The sequence below is a fragment of the Nostoc sp. DedQUE02 genome (assembly GCF_034531035.1).
GTDB lineage: Bacteria > Cyanobacteriota > Cyanobacteriia > Cyanobacteriales > Nostocaceae > Nostoc.
Genome location: NZ_JAVRBY020000019.1, coordinates 77,112 through 95,284, shown reverse-complemented (window position 1 = coordinate 95,284; position 18,173 = coordinate 77,112). Strand labels below are relative to the sequence as shown.

At 41.4% G+C, this 18,173-nt stretch carries 12 protein-coding genes; 5 read left to right on the top strand and 7 right to left on the bottom strand.

All coding sequences use genetic code 11. From position 1 onward, the window contains the following. Positions 1-33 precede the first annotated feature (33 nt). From pstS to RMX98_RS16800, 3 genes are all read right to left on the bottom strand, one after another. A complete protein-coding gene (gene pstS, locus RMX98_RS16810; RefSeq protein ID WP_322678714.1) occupies positions 34-1,113 on the bottom strand; it encodes a phosphate ABC transporter substrate-binding protein PstS in 1,080 nt (359 codons plus the stop codon). A gap of 176 nt (positions 1,114-1,289) precedes the next feature. Further along, positions 1,290-2,687: a cytochrome c biogenesis protein gene (locus tag RMX98_RS16805; protein ID WP_322678715.1), complete on the bottom strand. Its 1,398-nt coding sequence runs from the start codon at positions 2,685-2,687 to the stop codon at positions 1,290-1,292. 30 nt (positions 2,688-2,717) lie between these two features. Then, the gene (locus RMX98_RS16800; protein ID WP_322678716.1) at positions 2,718-3,458 is read right to left on the bottom strand and encodes a cytochrome c biogenesis protein CcdA; all 741 of its coding nucleotides are present in this window, start codon (positions 3,456-3,458) and stop codon (positions 2,718-2,720) included. Positions 3,459-3,640: 182 nt separating this feature from the next. On the opposite strand from RMX98_RS16800, the gene RMX98_RS16795 reads away from it, so the two are divergent. Next, positions 3,641-8,182, top strand: coding sequence for a protein kinase domain-containing protein (locus tag RMX98_RS16795; RefSeq protein ID WP_322678717.1), 4,542 nt, complete (start codon positions 3,641-3,643; stop codon positions 8,180-8,182). Between the two features lie 278 nt (positions 8,183-8,460). On the opposite strand, the gene RMX98_RS16790 is transcribed toward RMX98_RS16795, so the two are convergent. Continuing rightward, the gene (locus RMX98_RS16790) at positions 8,461-8,682 is read right to left on the bottom strand and encodes a hypothetical protein (RefSeq protein WP_409881555.1); all 222 of its coding nucleotides are present in this window, start codon (positions 8,680-8,682) and stop codon (positions 8,461-8,463) included. A 306-nt stretch (positions 8,683-8,988) separates the two neighbouring features. On the opposite strand from RMX98_RS16790, the gene trpS reads away from it, so the two are divergent. Next, the gene (trpS, locus tag RMX98_RS16785; RefSeq protein WP_322678449.1) at positions 8,989-9,999 is read left to right on the top strand and encodes a tryptophan--tRNA ligase; all 1,011 of its coding nucleotides are present in this window, start codon (positions 8,989-8,991) and stop codon (positions 9,997-9,999) included. 58 nt (positions 10,000-10,057) lie between these two features. Continuing rightward, positions 10,058-10,987, top strand: coding sequence for a methylenetetrahydrofolate reductase (locus RMX98_RS16780; RefSeq protein WP_322678450.1), 930 nt, complete (start codon positions 10,058-10,060; stop codon positions 10,985-10,987). A 167-nt stretch (positions 10,988-11,154) separates the two neighbouring features. On the opposite strand, the gene RMX98_RS16775 is transcribed toward RMX98_RS16780, so the two are convergent. From RMX98_RS16775 to RMX98_RS16765, 3 genes are all read right to left on the bottom strand, one after another. Further along, positions 11,155-11,400, bottom strand: a complete 246-nt coding sequence (locus RMX98_RS16775; RefSeq protein WP_322678451.1) for a hypothetical protein — start codon at positions 11,398-11,400, stop codon at positions 11,155-11,157. A 402-nt stretch (positions 11,401-11,802) separates the two neighbouring features. Further along, positions 11,803-12,351, bottom strand: a complete 549-nt coding sequence (locus tag RMX98_RS16770; protein WP_292717985.1) for a phosphate-starvation-inducible PsiE family protein — start codon at positions 12,349-12,351, stop codon at positions 11,803-11,805. Between the two features lie 87 nt (positions 12,352-12,438). Beyond that, positions 12,439-13,359 (bottom strand): tetratricopeptide repeat protein, encoded by a 921-nt coding sequence (locus tag RMX98_RS16765; protein WP_322678452.1) that lies wholly within the window; start codon positions 13,357-13,359, stop codon positions 12,439-12,441. Positions 13,360-13,766: 407 nt separating this feature from the next. On the opposite strand from RMX98_RS16765, the gene RMX98_RS16760 reads away from it, so the two are divergent. Continuing rightward, the gene (locus tag RMX98_RS16760; RefSeq protein WP_322678453.1) at positions 13,767-15,815 is read left to right on the top strand and encodes an elongation factor G; all 2,049 of its coding nucleotides are present in this window, start codon (positions 13,767-13,769) and stop codon (positions 15,813-15,815) included. A gap of 303 nt (positions 15,816-16,118) precedes the next feature. Continuing rightward, complete coding sequence (locus RMX98_RS16755; protein ID WP_322678454.1) at positions 16,119-18,170, top strand: ATP-binding protein; 2,052 nt, start codon at positions 16,119-16,121, stop codon at positions 18,168-18,170. Positions 18,171-18,173 lie beyond the last annotated feature (3 nt).

Genomic DNA, 18,173 nt, shown 5'->3' with positions numbered 1-18,173 from the left:
ATTGCTGATGAGTGCAAATGGGATTAATCGGCTTTATTCTGCAATCTTCTTTGCAGCAGATTGCACTTGAAGCACAACTTTTTTAGACAAAGGAATATATCCGAGTTCCAAACTGGATTTTTGCCCGTCAATCACAGCCCAATCAACAAAATTTTTCAGGGCTTGAGCTTTGACTCGGTTTGGATATTGGTGATAAGTTAAAAGCCAGCTGTAAGTGACGATGGGATAAGACTGGGCACCTGTAGGATCGGTGATAAAAGCAATTAAGTTATTGGCGGGTAATTTTACTGCCTCTAAAGTTTGTGCTACAGATTCTACTGTTGGTGTAATATAATTACCTGATTTATTTTCTAAAGCAGCCACAGCAAGCTTATTTTGTTTGGCGTAAATGTATTCTACATAGCCAATAGCTCCTGGTATTTGTTGAATCAAGGCGGTAACACCTTCGTTACCCTTTCCACCAACTCCCACTCGCCATGCTATAGATTTACCAGCTCCAACTTTGCTTTTCCATTCTGGACTGATGGCGCTTAGGTGTTGTGTGAACACGCTTGTAGTTCCACTACCATCAGTTCGGTTTACAACTTGAATCGGTAAATCGGGCAAACTTACACCTGGATTAGCTGCGGCTATTTTCGGATGATTCCAATTCGTAATTTTTCCGAGAAAGATATCTACGTAAACTTGGCGTGGTAGCCTGAGAGCAGGTGGCACACTTACTTGAGGCGACTGCTGTGAAACTGATGTGAGGTTATAAGCCAGCACAATAGAACCGGCAGTTATTGGCAAAGCGATTACTCCGCGTTTTATCTTAGCTGCCTGTTCATTTGTAATTCCCACATCACTAGCTGCAAAGTCCACAGTACCGTCGATGAGTTGTTGTACTCCAGCACTGCTTCCTATAGCTTGATAGTTAATTTCTACATTGGGATTTTGCTGGTTGTAATCTGAAAGCCAGCGTTCATACAAAGGTGCGGGAAAACTTGCCCCAGTACCAACAAGGGAAACACGCTTTATGTTTTTTTGCTCGGCAGCGCAAGAAGCAATACTTAACAAGATAGCGATGAAAGGTAGAAGGCAAACCCGTTCCTGAGATTGAAGTTTGGCAGACATAGAAATTTTTTGTTCCAATGTTTAATAAATACCTCTAGTAATTTCAATGTTTGTAGGTGTGTGGACGTAATTAGTTGTAAATAATTTTGAAACGCAAAGGGACGCAAAGGTTAACGCAAAGGTACGCAAAGTCATTCTCTGCGTACCTCTGCGATTTCCTTTGTGCCCTTCTGTATTTAAACTTCAATTGCCGCCTCTTTCTCCTCACCTTTTGGCTGTGAACTCAGCCGGTCTAAAATCTCCAAAACCTCTTGTTCAAAAGCAACTTGGGCACGATTAGTTTTGCCACCAATATACAAGCGATCGCCTTTTTGCAATGCCCATATTTGCGAGTGTGAGAAGTAACTCATCACCACACCCAGCATGAGCAAACCAAACCCTGTGTAAACAATTGGTATACCTGGATCGGCTTTAATTTGCAAGCCAGTGCTACCAATGATGTCTAGAATTTTCAGCTTCACGCCATTAACTTCGGTGAACATCCCCGCGCGGACTGTATCAACAAGTTTGCCAGTGGCATCATAAATTAATACCATCCCTTGCAAGTCTTTCGCCAACAGAGAGACTCCCTCACTCAAATCCGGTTTAGTCGGAACCCAGGTTCCCCAAATCCGCCCGTTACCATTGGTGTTCAATTGCGCCATTGGTAGCTGAAAAATCGGGCTGTTGTTAAATTGGACGCGAACACCTGCAATTCCCCAATCAGTTTGATAAAAAGTTATGCCATGATAACGCAGAGGCTCGTTGACAAAAATCTTCTTATGGTCAACTTCTTTTCCCTGATTATTCAAGACAGACATATCTGAATAAAATTGATTTATGCCACCAGATGGAGTGTAATCAATCCAAAAACGATTGACGCGCACAGACCAATCTTTCGGGATTTTTGCAGCTATTGGCCCAGCATCGACAATATTTGTCACTTGAAATGTATCGCCACTAGCAACCATTTCCTGAGCCAGAAACCCAGTCATCGCGCCCCAAATTCCCCCTAGCAAAATACCGACGATGCCAATATGAACGATAATTGGGCCGATGCGTCCAACTATTCCTTTGCGGGCGTAAAGGAGATTTTCTTTTTCTTGATTTGGAAAAATTTTATAGCGGTGTTTTTGTAATATTTCGCTGAGGGAATTTAGGGAACCAGTATCTAGTTCTGCACTTAAAGCTAATTTTTGAAATTGTCGTGGTTCTTCGTAATATTTCCAGCGCTGGGCAGCTTTTAAGGCTGGTAACTGACGGGTAAATGAACAGGCAGTTAAGCTAGTGCCAAATAAGATGAGTAATGCCAAAAACCACCAGGTACGATATACATGGTCTAACCCAACTACCTGAATTACCTTCCAAGTTAAGAAACCGAATAAAGCTGGATGTTCTGGATAGTTGGCCTGGTAAAATGCGGGTGACTGACCTTGCTCAATTACAGTACCAGTAGAGCTAAAGATTGCAATCAATAGCAGTAGGGCGATCGCTAGTCGTAAGTTAGTCAGTACGGGCAAAAGCTCTTGGCGTAGGAACTGCCCAGGTATAGCCCACCATTTTATTTCTTTGGACGCTGAATCTTCTAAAGTCATTAGGTGTAAAATCTAACAAAAGTATTGATGTTAAAAACTGCCAAGGGGAATCCGAGAAATTAAGGAAAATACACCGAATCCTACCAATAGTGCCCCACTAACTGGGTTAATCCAACCAGACCAGCGACGCAATTCTAGTAATTTTTTAATTGAAGCTGTAAAAGTACCCGCCAAAATCAACGGTGCTACATAACCGGCTGTATAAGAAAGTAACAAAACAGCACCTAAAATTAAATCTTGTGTATTGGCAATCCAACCTAGTAAGCTAGCTAAAACAGGCGTGCTACAAGGGGATGCGACTAAGCCGAAAGTCAGCCCCAGTAAATAGGAACGCAATCCTGCTGGCAAATCTGGCGAAATCCAATTCGTTTCGCCCAAGGATGGAAATTGTAGAGGTAGTGCTTCTAATAAGTTCAGCCCCATGAGAATGGCGATAATGCTGACGATAATCGGCAAACCAATTCCCACTTGACCATAGACTTTTCCAACAAAACCTGCTATAATTCCCATCCCTGCCAATGTAGTTGCTAAACCTAAAGCAAACCAAGTTGATTGAGCTGCTGCTTGCAAGCGGCTTTTGGCTTCATAACCACCGATGTAACCAATAGTAATTGGCAGCATCGAAAGCATACAGGGTGTGAGACTGGTGAGCAAGCCAGCTGCAAAGATGATACCAACGCTTACCACGCTAAGGTGTGTCAGTTGGTTAGAAACGAGGCTGTTGGCAAATTGCTCTAGTTGGTAAATTTGGGTTTGCAGGTTATCAAACATGGGGAGTTTCTGAGCGGGAAATGCTTACTCTGCTTGAATTTTAGCTTATTTTTGGTTCTTGAGTCAGCAGAAATGATTATCCAAATCTAATATCATCTAAATTTCATCTGCCCAAGGAAATGTATTTAAAATACAATTAAGCTCGGATTATCCCTGAAGAAGCCACGACTGGAGTGTTTGGCATGATGATTGCATTACCCGGATTTAAAATTGTCACTTTGTTAAAAGCAGGGGTAAAAGCAGTCATATACCGGGGAATTAAGGTTAAAGATCAGTGTCCGGTAATTATCAAAGGGCTACGTCCAGAACAGTGTACACCCAATAATATTGAACAACTCAAACATGAGTATGCGATCGCACAAAGGTTAAATACCGCAGCAGCAGTCAAAGCTTACGCCTTAGAGATGCACCAGGGAATCCCTTATTTAATTATGGAGGATTTTCAGGCGCGATCGCTAGACCAATTGCTAAACCAATTTCAACAGCCTGTACCGTTTCTGAAAATTGCGATTGAAATTGCTAGTAAACTTGCACAAATTCACACTCATCATATTGTCCACAAGGATATTAAGCCGCAAAATATTTTAATTAACCTCGAAACTAATCAAGTCAAAATTGCCGATTTTGGAATTGCTGCCTTCATTCCATACCAACAGCAAATAGTTAGCAGCTCCAGTCGCATTGAAGGCAGTCTACCTTATTTATCACCTGAGCAAACCGGGCGGATGAATCGAGGAATTGACCATCGCAGCGATTTGTATTCTCTAGGAATCACCTTTTATGAGATGCTGACAGGTCAGCTACCATTTCAAGGTAAAGACCCCTTAGAGTGGGTGCATTGTCATATTGCCAAATCCCCACTATTCCTAAGCAAGCTAAACTCTGATATTCCCCAAATGCTCTGTGAGATTATCATGAAATTGCTGTCGAAGGTTGCAGAACACAGGTATCAGAGCGCTTTAGGTTTGCAATTTGATCTGGAAAAGTGCTTAAAACAATTAGAGACAACTGGACAAATCCCATCCTTTATTTTGGGTGAGCAAGATATCTCAGAACGCTTTCAAATTCCTCAAAAATTGTATGGGCGAGAACTAGAGACTCTAACGGCTCTTTATCCAACAGTGTCTTTTCAAGAGCAAGAACAGTTTTTGCAAACCCTAGAATCTCATCAGCAGCAATTGCAATATTGGGCTAATCACTGTCCTGAAAAATTTTTACATAAGTCTCAGTTAGTAGCTGCCGAAATAGCTCGCATCGAAGGTAGAGAGTTGGAAGCAATGCGTTTGTATGAACAATCAATTGCTTCAGCCCGTCAGCAGGGATTTGTGCAACATGAAGCTTTAGCTAATGAACTAGCTGCTAAGTTTTACTTTGAGCGAGATTTTGAACTAATTGCTAAAACTTATTTGGAAGCAGCTAAAAATGCCTATATGCGTTGGCAGGCATTTGCTGAAGTCAAACACTTAGAAGAATCCTATCCTCAGCTATTGCCACAAAAACAGCTTGTCTCTAACGGAACGTTTATTACCACAGGTGAGTATTTAGACTTTTTATCAGTAGTTAAAGCCTCTCAAACTATATCTAGTGAAATTGTATTTTCGCGTTTGTTGAAGACATTAATGCAAATTGTCATTGAGCAAGCAGGAGCAGAAATCGGTTATTTGTTGCTGGAATATGAGCAAAATTTGGCGATTGAAGTAGAAGCTAAGGTTAATTTCCAAGCAGAAAACCTTAATGTTTCTCGACTTGTATTAGATGATGAAATTTCACAGATAATTCCTCAATCAATACTGAATTATGTCCAACAAACTCAAGAAACAGTGATTTTAGAGAATGCCACTGAGCAAAATTTGTTTTCTCAAGACGAATATGTAATTCAAAAGCAGCCTAAATCTGTACTTTGTTTGCCGATCGCTCGTCAGTCGAAATTGCTTGGTATTTTATATCTAGAAAACAATCTTGTCTTCAGTGCCTTTACACAGGAAAAACTTTCTGTACTGGAAATTTTGACAGTTCAAATTGCCATTTCTCTAGAAAATGCTCGTCTTTATCAAGGTCTAGAAAACAGCCAAGCACAACTCAACTTGGCATTGAAATCTGCCAAAATCGGTGTTTGGAGTTGGGATATCGCCAGCGATCGCTTTGACTGGGATGAGCAGATATATCAATTATTTGGGTTAACACCGGAAACCTTTACTGCCACTTCCGAAGCAATTTTAGCTCGTTTGTATCCAGATGATCGAGGATTGCTTATTCAATCGCTGAGTCGGGCAATTAATGAAGGCGTGGAGCAGAATTTAGAATATCGGATTATTCAAGATGACGGCAGTATTCGCTACGCAGCCTGTCAGGGAAAAGCCTTTTTTAACGAAGCTGGTATTGCCACACACATGAGTGGTATTGTGCTTGATATTACAGATCGCAAACAATCTGAAGCCGAACGTATCCAACTAATTCAAGAGCAAACTGCCCGACAAGAAGCAGAAGCCGATCAGCAACGGGCAACATTTTTGGCTCAAGTCAGTGCAACCCTCGCCTCTTCCCTTGATTACGAAAGTACCCTAGCAAGTGTGGCCAATCTAGTAGTGCCTTACTTCGCAGATTGGTGCAGCGTAGACTTGCTGCAAGATAATCAAATTCATCGGGTAGCAGTTGCTCACCGAGATTCAGAGAAAGTGAAACTCGGTTGGGAACTTCATCAGCGTTATCCGAGAAAGTTGGATGAACCAGGGGGTGTGCCTAAAGTGCTGCGTACAGGAATTCCTGAAATGGTAACTGAAATATCAGATGCACTATTAGCAAAAGGCATCTCAGATCCAGAACATCTAAGGATTATACGTGAAATCGGTTTAAAGTCCTGTATAATGTTGCCCTTGATGGCACGTGAAAGAATTTTTGGTGCAATTTCCTTTTTTACTGCGGAATCAGAACGCCGTTACGGCACGGCTGACTTGTCATTAGCGGAAGATGTTGCCCATCGAGCAGCGATCGCGATCGATAATGCCCGACTTTACCAAGAAGCACAGCAAGCACAAAAAACGGCAGAAAGAGCATTGGAGCGCATTGCCCGTCTCCAATCCATTACGGCCGCTCTTTCAGAATCTCTAACACCAGCCCAAGTATCTGAAGTTATTGTAGAGCAAAGCATGGCTGCCTTGGTAGCCAGTTCTGCCCTCGTTGCTTTGGTGAATGAAAGTAAAACGGAACTGGAAATTGTGCGGGCGGTTGGCTATAAGCAGGATTTGATCGACGCTTGGCGTACTTTTGCCATCGATTCACCCTCTCCCTTAGCAGAAGCTGTGCGAACTGGGAAACCTATTTGGGCACAACCAACAGAAAATCGAGTAGCTCGTTACCCACATTTAGCAGAAATTTACGCCCAATATGATTTTAATGCCTGGATTTCTATTCCATTGATAGTAGAAGGTTCGGCAGTTGGCGGTATAAGTTTGGGATTTACCCAGCCTCAACAACTGAGTGGAGAAGATCAAGCATTTATCTTAGCTGTTGCTCAACAATGCGCCCAAGCGATCGCTCGCGCTCATCTTTATGAAGCTGAACGAACGGCACGAAGCACTGCTGAAAGCGCAAACCGCGTTAAAGATGAATTTTTAGCTGTGCTATCCCATGAATTGAGAACACCACTCAATCCAATTCTGGGTTGGGCAAAACTGATGCGAAGCCGCAAACTCGATCGAGCAACAACCGATCGCGCCTTAGAAACCATTGAGCGCAATGCCAAGTTACAAACTCAATTGATTGAAGATTTGCTGGATGTCTCGCGCATCCTTCAGGGTAAACTTAACCTCAACTTCGATCGGATTAATTTGGCATCAGTTATTGAAGCTGCGATCGAGACAGTGCGTTTAGCGGCGGAGGCTAAATCTATCCAGATTCAGACAATTTTTAAATCTGGTGTCGGGCAAGTTTTAGGTGATGTCAATCGATTGCAACAAGTCATTTGGAATATTCTTTCCAATGCCATTAAGTTTACTCCCGTTGGGGGAGAGGTAAAAATTAAATTAGAACAAGTTGGTTCACAGATACAAATCTGCGTCACTGACACAGGAAAGGGGATTGCACCTGAGTTTTTACCTTATGTATTTGATTATTTCCGTCAAGCAGATGGTGCCACAACTCGAAAATTTGGTGGTTTAGGTTTAGGATTAGCGATCGTCCGCCATCTCGTAGAACTTCACGGTGGAACTGTGCAAGCAGAAAGTCTGGGCGAAAGCAAAGGAGCAACTTTCACCGTCAGATTTCCCTCTTTAGAGGATGAAAACAAAGAAATTAAGGATGCAAAAGATAACTCCTCACTTGTGGCGGCTCAGTCCTCGCCCTTGTCTGGCTTAGAGATCCTCGTGGTGGATGATGATGCAGATATGCGAGAGTTTTTGCCCTTTATGTTAGAGCAGTATGGTGCAACTGTTACCGTTGTCGCCTCAGCTAGTGAAGCATTAACTGTCCTGAGTCAATCCCAGCCAAATCTGATCGTCAGTGATATCGGGATGCCAGAAATGGATGGTTATATGTTGATGCGACAGATCAGGAGTCTCAAACCAGAACAAGGGGGGACAATTCTAGCGATCGCTTTAACTGCTTATGCTGGTGAGATAGATCATCAACAAGCGATCGCAGTGGGATTTCAACAGCATATTTCCAAACCAGTAGATCCAGAAGAATTGGTAAAGGCGATCGCATCATTAGACATTTCGAGAAAATAAATCAAATGCCTCCCCTGCTTCCCCTGCCTTCCAAAACGATTGATTATTTTTTTAGTTGGAAGTCCCTTAAGGGGGGTTATTCGACTTGTGTGTTAACGTGAGTTCGATGAAACTCTCCCGGACAACCTCCCTCGCCTTTCAATACGGTTCGGATAAGCATTTTTCATTTTCTTTGTGGTCTGGGGAATGGGTTTGCAGGTATTGGGTAAAGGATGTATTTAAAACCAATACCTTTTCCCTTTCCCCTTTAACCGAACCGTATTGCCTCGCCTTTTAGGCTACGGTGTACACACAAGTTTCTTAACCTGCAATGGCATTGCATCGACTAACAATGGCATTGCATCGACTGACAATGGCATTGCATCGACTAACAATGGCATTGCATCGACTAATAATGGCATTGCATCAACTAACAATGGCATTGCATCGAATAACAATGGCATTGCATCGACTGACAATGGCATTGCATCGACTGACAATGGCATTGTATCGACTGACAATGCTATTTCTCTCGTTTCGATACTTTGTATGAGAATGAGTTAAGCCCAATCAAGCTAGGTTTTTAGGACTTGTGTGTACACCGTAGCCGTGTCGGAGAGACTTCTGTGGTTATCACACTAAGTTATCCTTTTCTTTTGTGAAAAGTTTCTATAGCAATCCAAGTTGAGTTAAAATCTCTCATTCCACAACGGCGATTTGACTTGGAAAATGTCAAAATTAAATGAGTTTTGTGTAGGCGCAAGTGACTTTTCGCCAGACATCGCCACTAGACATAGCGCGGATTTGAGATAAGTAAGTTGAAATTTATGGGCAAGCAACGTGTTCTTTCTGGAGTTCAAACAACCGGCAATTACCATCTAGGTAACTACTTGGGAGCCATTCGCAACTGGGTAGAAGGTCAGAGCGAATACGAAAATTACCTTTTTGTGGCTGATTTGCACGCGATTACAGTGCCACACGATCCAAAACAGTTAGCAGCTGATACCTACACTCTTGCTGCTCTTTATCTAGCTTGTGGTCTTGATTTAAATCACTCCACCATTTTTGTACAATCTCACGTTTCGGCGCACAGCGAACTCACTTGGTTGCTCAACTGCATTACACCTCTAAACTGGCTGCAAGATATGATCCAGTTTAAAGAAAAAGCCATTAAGCAGGCAGAAAATGTGAGTGTAGGTTTGTTAGATTACCCTGTGCTGATGGCGGCTGATATTTTGCTTTACCAAGCAGATAAAGTGCCAGTGGGTGAAGACCAAAAGCAACATTTGGAATTGACACGGGATATTGCAGCTCGGTTAAATCACCAATTTGGTAAACCAGATCAACCAGTTCTGAAGTTACCAGACCCTTTGATTCGTAAGGAAGGGGCTAGGGTGATGAGTTTGGCGGATGGTACACGCAAAATGTCAAAGTCCGATCCTTCGGAGTTAAGCCGGATCGGTTTACTAGATTCACCGGAACAGATTCAATACAAAATTAAGCGTTGTAAAACCGATCCGATTCGTGGTCTGACTTTCGACGATCCAGCGCGTCCAGAGTGTAATAATTTGTTAACGCTCTATACATTGCTTGCTGGCAAGAGAAAGGAAGATGTGGCAATTGAGTGTCAGGATATGGGCTGGGGACAGTTCAAGCCATTGTTGACAGATACAATTATTGAGTCCCTCAAACCAATTCAAGAAAAATATTACTCGATAATGAGCGATAAAGGTTATTTAGAGTCTGTATTACGGGATGGAGCAGAAAAAGCTAGAGCGATCGCAAATCAAACTTTATCACAAGTCAAAACTGCTTTAGGCTATTCTCTTCCTCTATAAGTTTTCACCTTTAGGTGTGATTTGTTATACCATTTAAGAAATTGAAGACCTTAATGTTATGCATCACACCCACAGCCCCACAGGCTTAAATGACTTTCGTAGAGCTGTACAAGCAGGTGAATTTCTAGTTACCGCCGAGGTAGCACCGCCGAAAGGGGGAGATCCAGCGCACATGATTCAAATGGCGGCGACTCTTAAGGGGAGGGTTCATGCCGTCAATGTAACTGATGGTAGCCGCGCCGTGTTAAGGATGTCTTCGTTAATGGCGTCGGTGATTTTGTCACAAAATGGTATAGAGCCGATTTGTCAAATTGCTTGCCGCGATCGCAACCGCATAAGTTTACAAGCTGATTTGATGGGCGCTCATGCTTTAGGCATAAATAACATTTTAGCTTTAACTGGCGACCCAGTAAAAGCAGGCGATCATCCAGATGCCAAAGCAGTGTTTGACTTTGAAGCAGTGCGACTGCTGCAACTGATCCGCAAGATGAATCAAGGTGTTGATTGCAATGAAAAACCCTTGACTGATGGAGCCTTAGATTTATTTGTTGGTGCAGCAGTAGATCCGCAATGTAAAAGTTGGTCGGGTTTGCAAAGTCGATTTGAACGCAAAATCGAAGCCGGAGCGCAATTTTTTCAAAGTCAGTTGATTACTGATTTTGATCTGCTAGAAAAGTTTATGGATAAGATTGCTGCTGACTATAAAAAACCGATTTTGGCAGGAATTTTTCTGTTGAAATCGGCAAAAAATGCCCAGTTTATTAATAGATGTGTTCCGGGTGTAAATATTCCCCAACATATTATTGATAGATTGGCAAAAGCCAAAGACCCTTTTGAAGAAGGCAAAAAAATTGCTGCCGAGCAAGTGCAGATAGCACGGCAATTGTGTCAAGGGGTTCACATGATGGCGGTGAAGCGTGAAGATGCGATCGCACCAATTTTAGATTTGGCTGGTATTGCTCCAGTTAATCAGTTGGTATCTATGTAAAAGGGAGAATAAATATTTTATTAAAGCAGATGGTTATTCCCATCTGCTTTTTTTTGCTGAAACAGACGCATGTTTACTATTTTTGATAGATTTTCTATATCCAATTTTCGCTTTGCGTCTAATGTAATCAGCAAGTGCATATACGCCCATGCATTTCCAAACCTGGGTTACATCTTACCGTGTTGTAGTACTTGTTGTAGATGTTGGCGAATTTCTTGTGCGTGTTCAATATCAGATTGCCGCAATTTTTTGAACAACTCTACACAAGGCTGAGAACCTACTTGTTCTGCATCTTTGATGTAGGTATCATAAGCTTTAACAGCTTCAGCCTTATTGTGCAAAACGGTGACAAAATCATATTCCAAGTCGCTAATCGCTGTTTGAGATTGTCCGTTACCAGTATTTGTAGCCATTGTTTGAACCTCTTTTCAGATTTCTAACTAACGTTATACTCACCCTTAAAGAGCGATTCATCTTCCAAAAAGAGTATATTTCAATACGTCGGAAGTACCTTGTAAAAGTAGGTTATACCCTTTTAGATTTTATATCCATCCAAGTTACTAGACTTCTTGCATAAGTCGGTAAAAGGGTAAGGGGGAAAGGTTAAAGGAACAATAAAAACCTTTTCCCTGGTTGGTGAGCTTGCCGAACCATAACCTTTCCCCTTTTCCCGCCTCTTGCAAAAATTACTTTTGCAAGAGGTCTACTGATACAGTGTCAAACAAAAGAATGGAGAGTAGTAAAATACTTTTTCACCACTCTCCACTACAGACGCGATTAATCGTGTCTCTCCCACTCCTCATTTTCATAACAATTTATCCAAGCGGTTGATTCTCATCACATTGACGTGAATACTGTAATTCCAACTCGTTTTGCCGTTCTCTACCTCCCCTATACACAACCGGACAAAACTTAGTATTAGCACTCATACAATCCATGTGTGGTGTCTTAGCACATACCACGAGTAATCCACCCAAAACAAACAATAAACCACAAATTGCAAGCGTATTAACCCAAGAAATTTCCAGCGCTCCGTGAACTACTACCTCTCGCAGTAGAGATACAATTGTTACCTCAACTGCCACTCCTACAGAGATACTATGTTCTTGCAAATAAACCATTAATAGTCGAAATAACTCGACTAAAATCAACACAAATAGTATTTTTGCAGTCACATGTTTATAATCTAGTGGCTGCGTGAGGGCGATAGCTATCCCCCACAATTGGATTAGCATAACGGCGAACAAACCCAAACACAAAACAATCACGATTAAGTCTTGAAAGGCTTCCATATTGCGAACAATGGATTGCCGATCAAGCCAGCGATCGCTAAATAAAAATCGACTCTTCAGGCGCTTTTGCATGTACGTTTTTCCAATCGGGACAACTTCAGACAACACCAGCGAGTCAACCCAATAGTTTTATGTTATGCAATATTAAGCGTTTGCGCCTCAGCGAGGTTTGTAATTTAAATTTTGTGCTTGTTGCAACAATTGCTCGGCATTTTTTGCCCACTGAGGATTTTTCTGAGCATTATATAAATCTCTAGCAAATTGCAATACTTGTACTGCATCTCCATATTGCTGTAACTGCATAAAAACTAATCCAGCACCATAATAAGCATTGGGATAATTAGAGTTAGCCTCGGCTGATTTTCTAAAAGCCTCTAATGCCTCTTGCAATTTACTTTGCTGAAAAAAAATTGAGCCGAGATTGTAGTAAGCTTCTGGATACTTGGGATTAATTTTTAATGCTTGATAAAATGCACTTCTGGCTTGATCGAGTTTACCTTGCTGGAGATAACACATCCCTATATGGTAAGGAGGTTCTGGTGCATTTTTGCTATATTCTATGGCTTTTTTAAAAGATGCGATCGCTTGCTTACAATCTCCTTGCTGTTCTCGCACCAACCCCAAGTTATAGTGGGCAAATCCGAGTTTGGGATCTAGTTCTAAGGCGTGTTGCAAATAATCGTTAGCTAACTGTAAATTATTGCCTTCTAATAACGCACCGCCTAGATTGGCAAAAGCTGGAGCAAATTTCGGATCGGCTTGCGTCGCTCGATAAAATGCATCCGCAGAGGGTTGCAATTGTCCCGTTTGTCGGAATGCTAGCCCTAGATTATAGTGTGCTGGTGCTAATTTCGGGTCTAATTTAGCTGCTTGTTTAAAGGCGGCGATCGCATCTTGTACCTTTCCCGCCTGAATTGCTTGTAAACCCTGGTTTAACCAGTCTATGGCAGTTTTAGGATTAGATTGTGCCAACTTGGAGGCGAGAGGAGGAGATAGAGCAAGAGAGGGGGAGGAAATACTCATAATCAGCATCAAACTTACTAACCCTGCTATACGATATTTAAAGAATGATAATCTCATCGATTTTCTAACTCACAACACTTTCAGTTAAATTTACTTCAGAAAAAGTTTTTTACAAAAATTTTTGATTCGGCATAAAAATTTTTGATGCTTAATTTTTCTTAAGCTAAATCTTACGACAGGCTACAATTTTTTTAACTTCCAATTAAAGGGAGGATAATAACGAATTAAAGAAGGGGTAACTTTGACTCCAGAGAACCATTTTTTATCAAATAGAATTCAGGAATCAGGAGTTAGAATTCAGAATGAATTTTTACGACTGGTATCTGAATAAATGGGTTTAAGGCGGTAGCGAGTCCGCAAACGTCTTGATTCTTAATCCTGAATTCTGACTTCTGGATTCTTCTTTAACCCTTGATATATACAGAATCATGCGGTTATAAAAGACTTACCGCAAGGGGGGTTTTATGAACGAAAAAGTAAAATCGGGTTCGCGGAACGTTGCAATTGTTGGGCCTTATTTAAGTGGAAAAACCACTTTACTAGAAAGCTTGTTATTTGTCACAGGGGCAATTTCTCGCAAAGGCAGTGTTAAAGACAGTAATACAGTCGGAGATAGTGCAGCCGAGTCGCGCGATCGCCACATGAGTGTAGAAGTCAGCGCCGCTAGCACTGAGTATAACGACATCCGCTTCACCTTTATTGACTGTCCGGGAAGTGTAGAATTTGCTCAAGAAACTTACAATGCTTTAATTGGAGTCGATGCAGCAATTGTAGTTTGCGAACCCATCCGCGAACGAGTCCTCACCCTTGCCCCTCTATTGAAATTCCTGGATGATTGGGAAATTCCCCATCTCGTCTTTGTTAACAAAATGGATCGGGCAAATATTCATGTTTTAGAAACGTTACACGCCCTAAAAGCAGTATCTAGCCGTCCTTTGGTAGCGCATCAATATCCGATCATGAACGGGGAACAACTCACTGGCTTTATCGATATGGTGAGCGAACAGGCATATCAATATCATCCAGGCGCACCAGCAGACCCCATTCCCTTCCCCGAAAGTTTAAAAGAAGAAGAACATACAGCACGGGCAGAAATGCTTGAAGCCCTAGCAAATTTTGACGACCATTTACTCGAAGAACTTTTAGAAGATATCGAACCTCCTCAAGAAGAAATCCTCAAAGATTTAAAAATGGAATTAGGGGCAGATTTAGTAGTGCCCGTTTTCTTTGGTGTCGCAGAACAAGATTATGGTGTTAGACCTCTATTAGAAGCCTTGTTACGGGAAGCCCCCGAACCAGAAACCACAGCAGAACGTCGTTTAAAAAACATAAAAGGTGATACAGCTTTAGCGCAGGTATTAAAAACTTACTACACTCCGCAAGGTGGCAAACTCTCTCTCGTGCGTGTTTGGCGTGGCAAATTAACTGATGGTATTGTCCTCAATGGCATTCGCACTGGCGGGATTTACCGCCTCATGGGACAACAACAGCAGTTCGTCAATGAAGTTGCTGCTGGTGAAATTGTCGCATTGAGCCGTTTAGAAGGAATCAAGACAGGCGATACAATCTCTACAGAACCTCAGGCGGCGATGGAATTACCCAAAGCTGTACAGTTGGAACCAGTGTATGCTCTAGCTATTACACCAGAAAAGCGCAACGATGAAGTCAAACTCAGCAGTGCTATTACCAAGTTGTTAGAAGAAGACTGTTCACTTGCTTGGGAACAACACGGCGACACCCATGAAGTTATTCTGTGGGGTCAAGGCGAGATTCATTTGCAAGTCACCCTAGATAGACTGCGCCGCAAATATAATTTGCCGATGACAACCCAGTTACCGCAAGTGCCTTACAAAGAAACCATCCGTAAAACAGTGGCTTCAGTTCATGGGCGCTACAAACATCAAAGCGGTGGTCACGGACAGTTTGGTGATGTTTTTCTCGACATCAAGCCTTTACCACGCGGTACAGGTTTTAATTTTAATGAAACTATTGTCGGCGGCGTGGTTCCCAAACAGTACATTCCTGGGGTGGAAATGGGCGTGCGGGAATTTCTCACACATGGGCCTTTGGGCTTTCCAATAGTGGATTTAGCGGTAACTTTGACTAATGGTTCGTATCATAACGTTGATAGTTCTGAACAAGCCTTTAAGCAAGCTGCGCGATTGGCAATGCAAACGGGGATACCCCAAGCGGAACCTACCTTGTTAGAACCAATTCTGCGGGTGGAAGTAACAACACCGAGCGAATTCACCTCCAAAGTGCTGCAACTGTTGAGTGGTAGACGGGGGCAAATTTTAGGCTATGAGGGGAGAAACGATTGGCAAGGCTGGGATAATGTCTCTGCATACTTGCCACAAGCAGAGATGCAAAACTTTATTGTAGAGCTGCGATCGCTCACCTTGGGCGTTGGTTCTTTCCACTGGGAATATGACCATCTGCAAGAAGTGCCGGAAAAACTCGCCGAACGAGTCATTCACAGTAATGGCAATGCTGGTAACGGCAACGGCAAGTAATTTGGGATTTGTTGGAAATCCATTAAGTTTATATTTAAGGACACCTCTTCTGGGTGTCCTTGATTTTACACAGATTTTTCTTCTTTTGTAGTGTTTGCGATTGATAAGCAAGGATTAATATTATGTCCGTTTAATCACTTATCAAAAAACTCCCTGCGTCGAGGCGAATATTAGCGATCGCTCAAAGATCGGGTCTTGTTTGCTAGGCTAAAGCGGAAGATTTAAAATTTAGATAGATAATCAAGGCTAAATACTCTCTATGTGTCACTCCATTATGTTAACTCTTTATACTTACTAACTATAATGATGCATTTTAAGTTTTCACCTAAAATTCTGCAAAGGCTGGGAGAAGAACTCATTCCAAATCCAGACCAAGGAATCATCGAATTAGTTAAGAATTCTTATGATGCTGATGCTACTGAATGCACAGTAGAACTTATCAAAACTAACGCTATAGGTGGCTCGATTATTATTTCAGATAACGGTGTTGGTATGGATAAAGATGCCATTAGCGAGGGATGGCTGGTGTTAGGTCGCTCAAAAAAAGCTATCCGTAAAGTAACTCAATTAGGTCGCTCACCTGTAGGTAATAAAGGATTAGGTAGGTTAGCCGCTCTACAGATGGGTTCTCAAGTATTCTTAAAAACTAGACCTAAAGATGAGCCAGGAGTTGAATATTTTTTAACGATTAATTGGGATGATTTTCAGGAAGCTGATGTAGTAGAAGATGTTGCTTTTGATGTCCAAAAAAGTAGCACAGATAAACGGTATGGAACTGATATTATAGTTAGCAATCTTAAAAATATATTTAATAAACGTGATATCCAAAGACTAGCTAGGGAACTTTTACTACTAGCAGATCCATTTGAAAATCATGTAGGTTTTCGCCTTAAACTTATTGCTCCAGAATTTTCTGAAATTGAAAAACAAGTAAATAATGCTTACTTTGATGATGCAGAATATCAATTGCAAACTAGCATAAATGAACTTGGGATTGCTGAAGCAAGATTGCTAGACTGGCAGAAGAACGTAATTTTTCATGCAAAACATAGTGATATTTCTCAAGAGCCTTACAAAACACCTGCAACAGAATTTGATCTGTGGGTATTCTTTCTAAATCCTCAAACTTTTTCAGCTAGAAAGACTTCTGTTTCTTTCACACAAGTTAGAGAATGGCTTGCTCAAGTAGGGAATGTTCGTCTCTACCATAGAGGTTTGCGGGTAAAACCCTATGGAGATCCGGACGATGATTGGTTGAACTTAAATTATGCACGAGCAAGAAATCCAGAGGTTCGCCCTTCAACAAAAACAGTTATTGGTAGAGTAATTGTTAATGACCCGGAAGATATGTTACTTCAGAAAACTGATCGGCTTGGTTTTATTGAAAATGAAGCTTTTTTAGAATTAAAACGCTTCGCAATTGATGTGTTGGAATGGATGGCGAAAGAAAGGCTTAAAGTCACTGAAACTCAAAGACAAAGGGTTAAGAAACTAGTTCCTCGTGATATTACAGAAGCTAAAGCCAGAATTGAAGAAGTTATTGAAGCAGAAGTTCCTCAAGAATCTCGTCCTAAAGTCTTAGAAGCTGTTCAGCAATACGAAACTGTAACAGAACGTGAAACCAAGGTATTACGTGAAGACCTTCAGTTGTATCGTAGTCTAGCTACAGCCGGAACAACCGCAGCAGTTTTCGCTCATGAATCTGGCAAACCAGTGACTTCAATTGAAAAAATAGCTAACAGAATAGAAAAAATGGGTAAAAAATTTCTGGGAGAAAAATATGAACACTATTTAGGAGACCCAGTTAGAAAGCTTTATCAAGTAAGTAAGTCATTACAACGCTTTTCCAATTTTCCCCTGCATCTGTTGAAACGAGAAAAACGTCGTGCAGGTGTTGTAGATGTCCATAGTGTTATTGATGATATAATTGCACTTTTTCAACCTTTTTTTGATGAAGGTGAAATTCAAGTTATTAAAGAAAAAGTTGATACTAAACCTTGCATTTATGGAAGCGATGCTTTGCTAGAAGCAATTATTACAAATTTTTTAACAAATGCTATCAATGCTTTTAATATTGAAGGTGGACGTATAGAAGAACGTAAAGTAATTATCAGAACTGAAATTGAAGGAAGTAATTTAAAAATTAAATTTTTAGATAATGGTTCAGGAATTCATAATATCAAAATAGATGAAATTTGGCTACCTGGTAAAACTACTAGGGAAGGTGGTACAGGTTTAGGATTGACAATTGTCAGAGATTCTGTAACTGATCTGGGAGGCTCGGTAGATGCAATTCCAAAGGGTAAATTAGGTGGAGCAGAATTTATTGTAGAATTAACACTTATTAGAGAGTAAGTT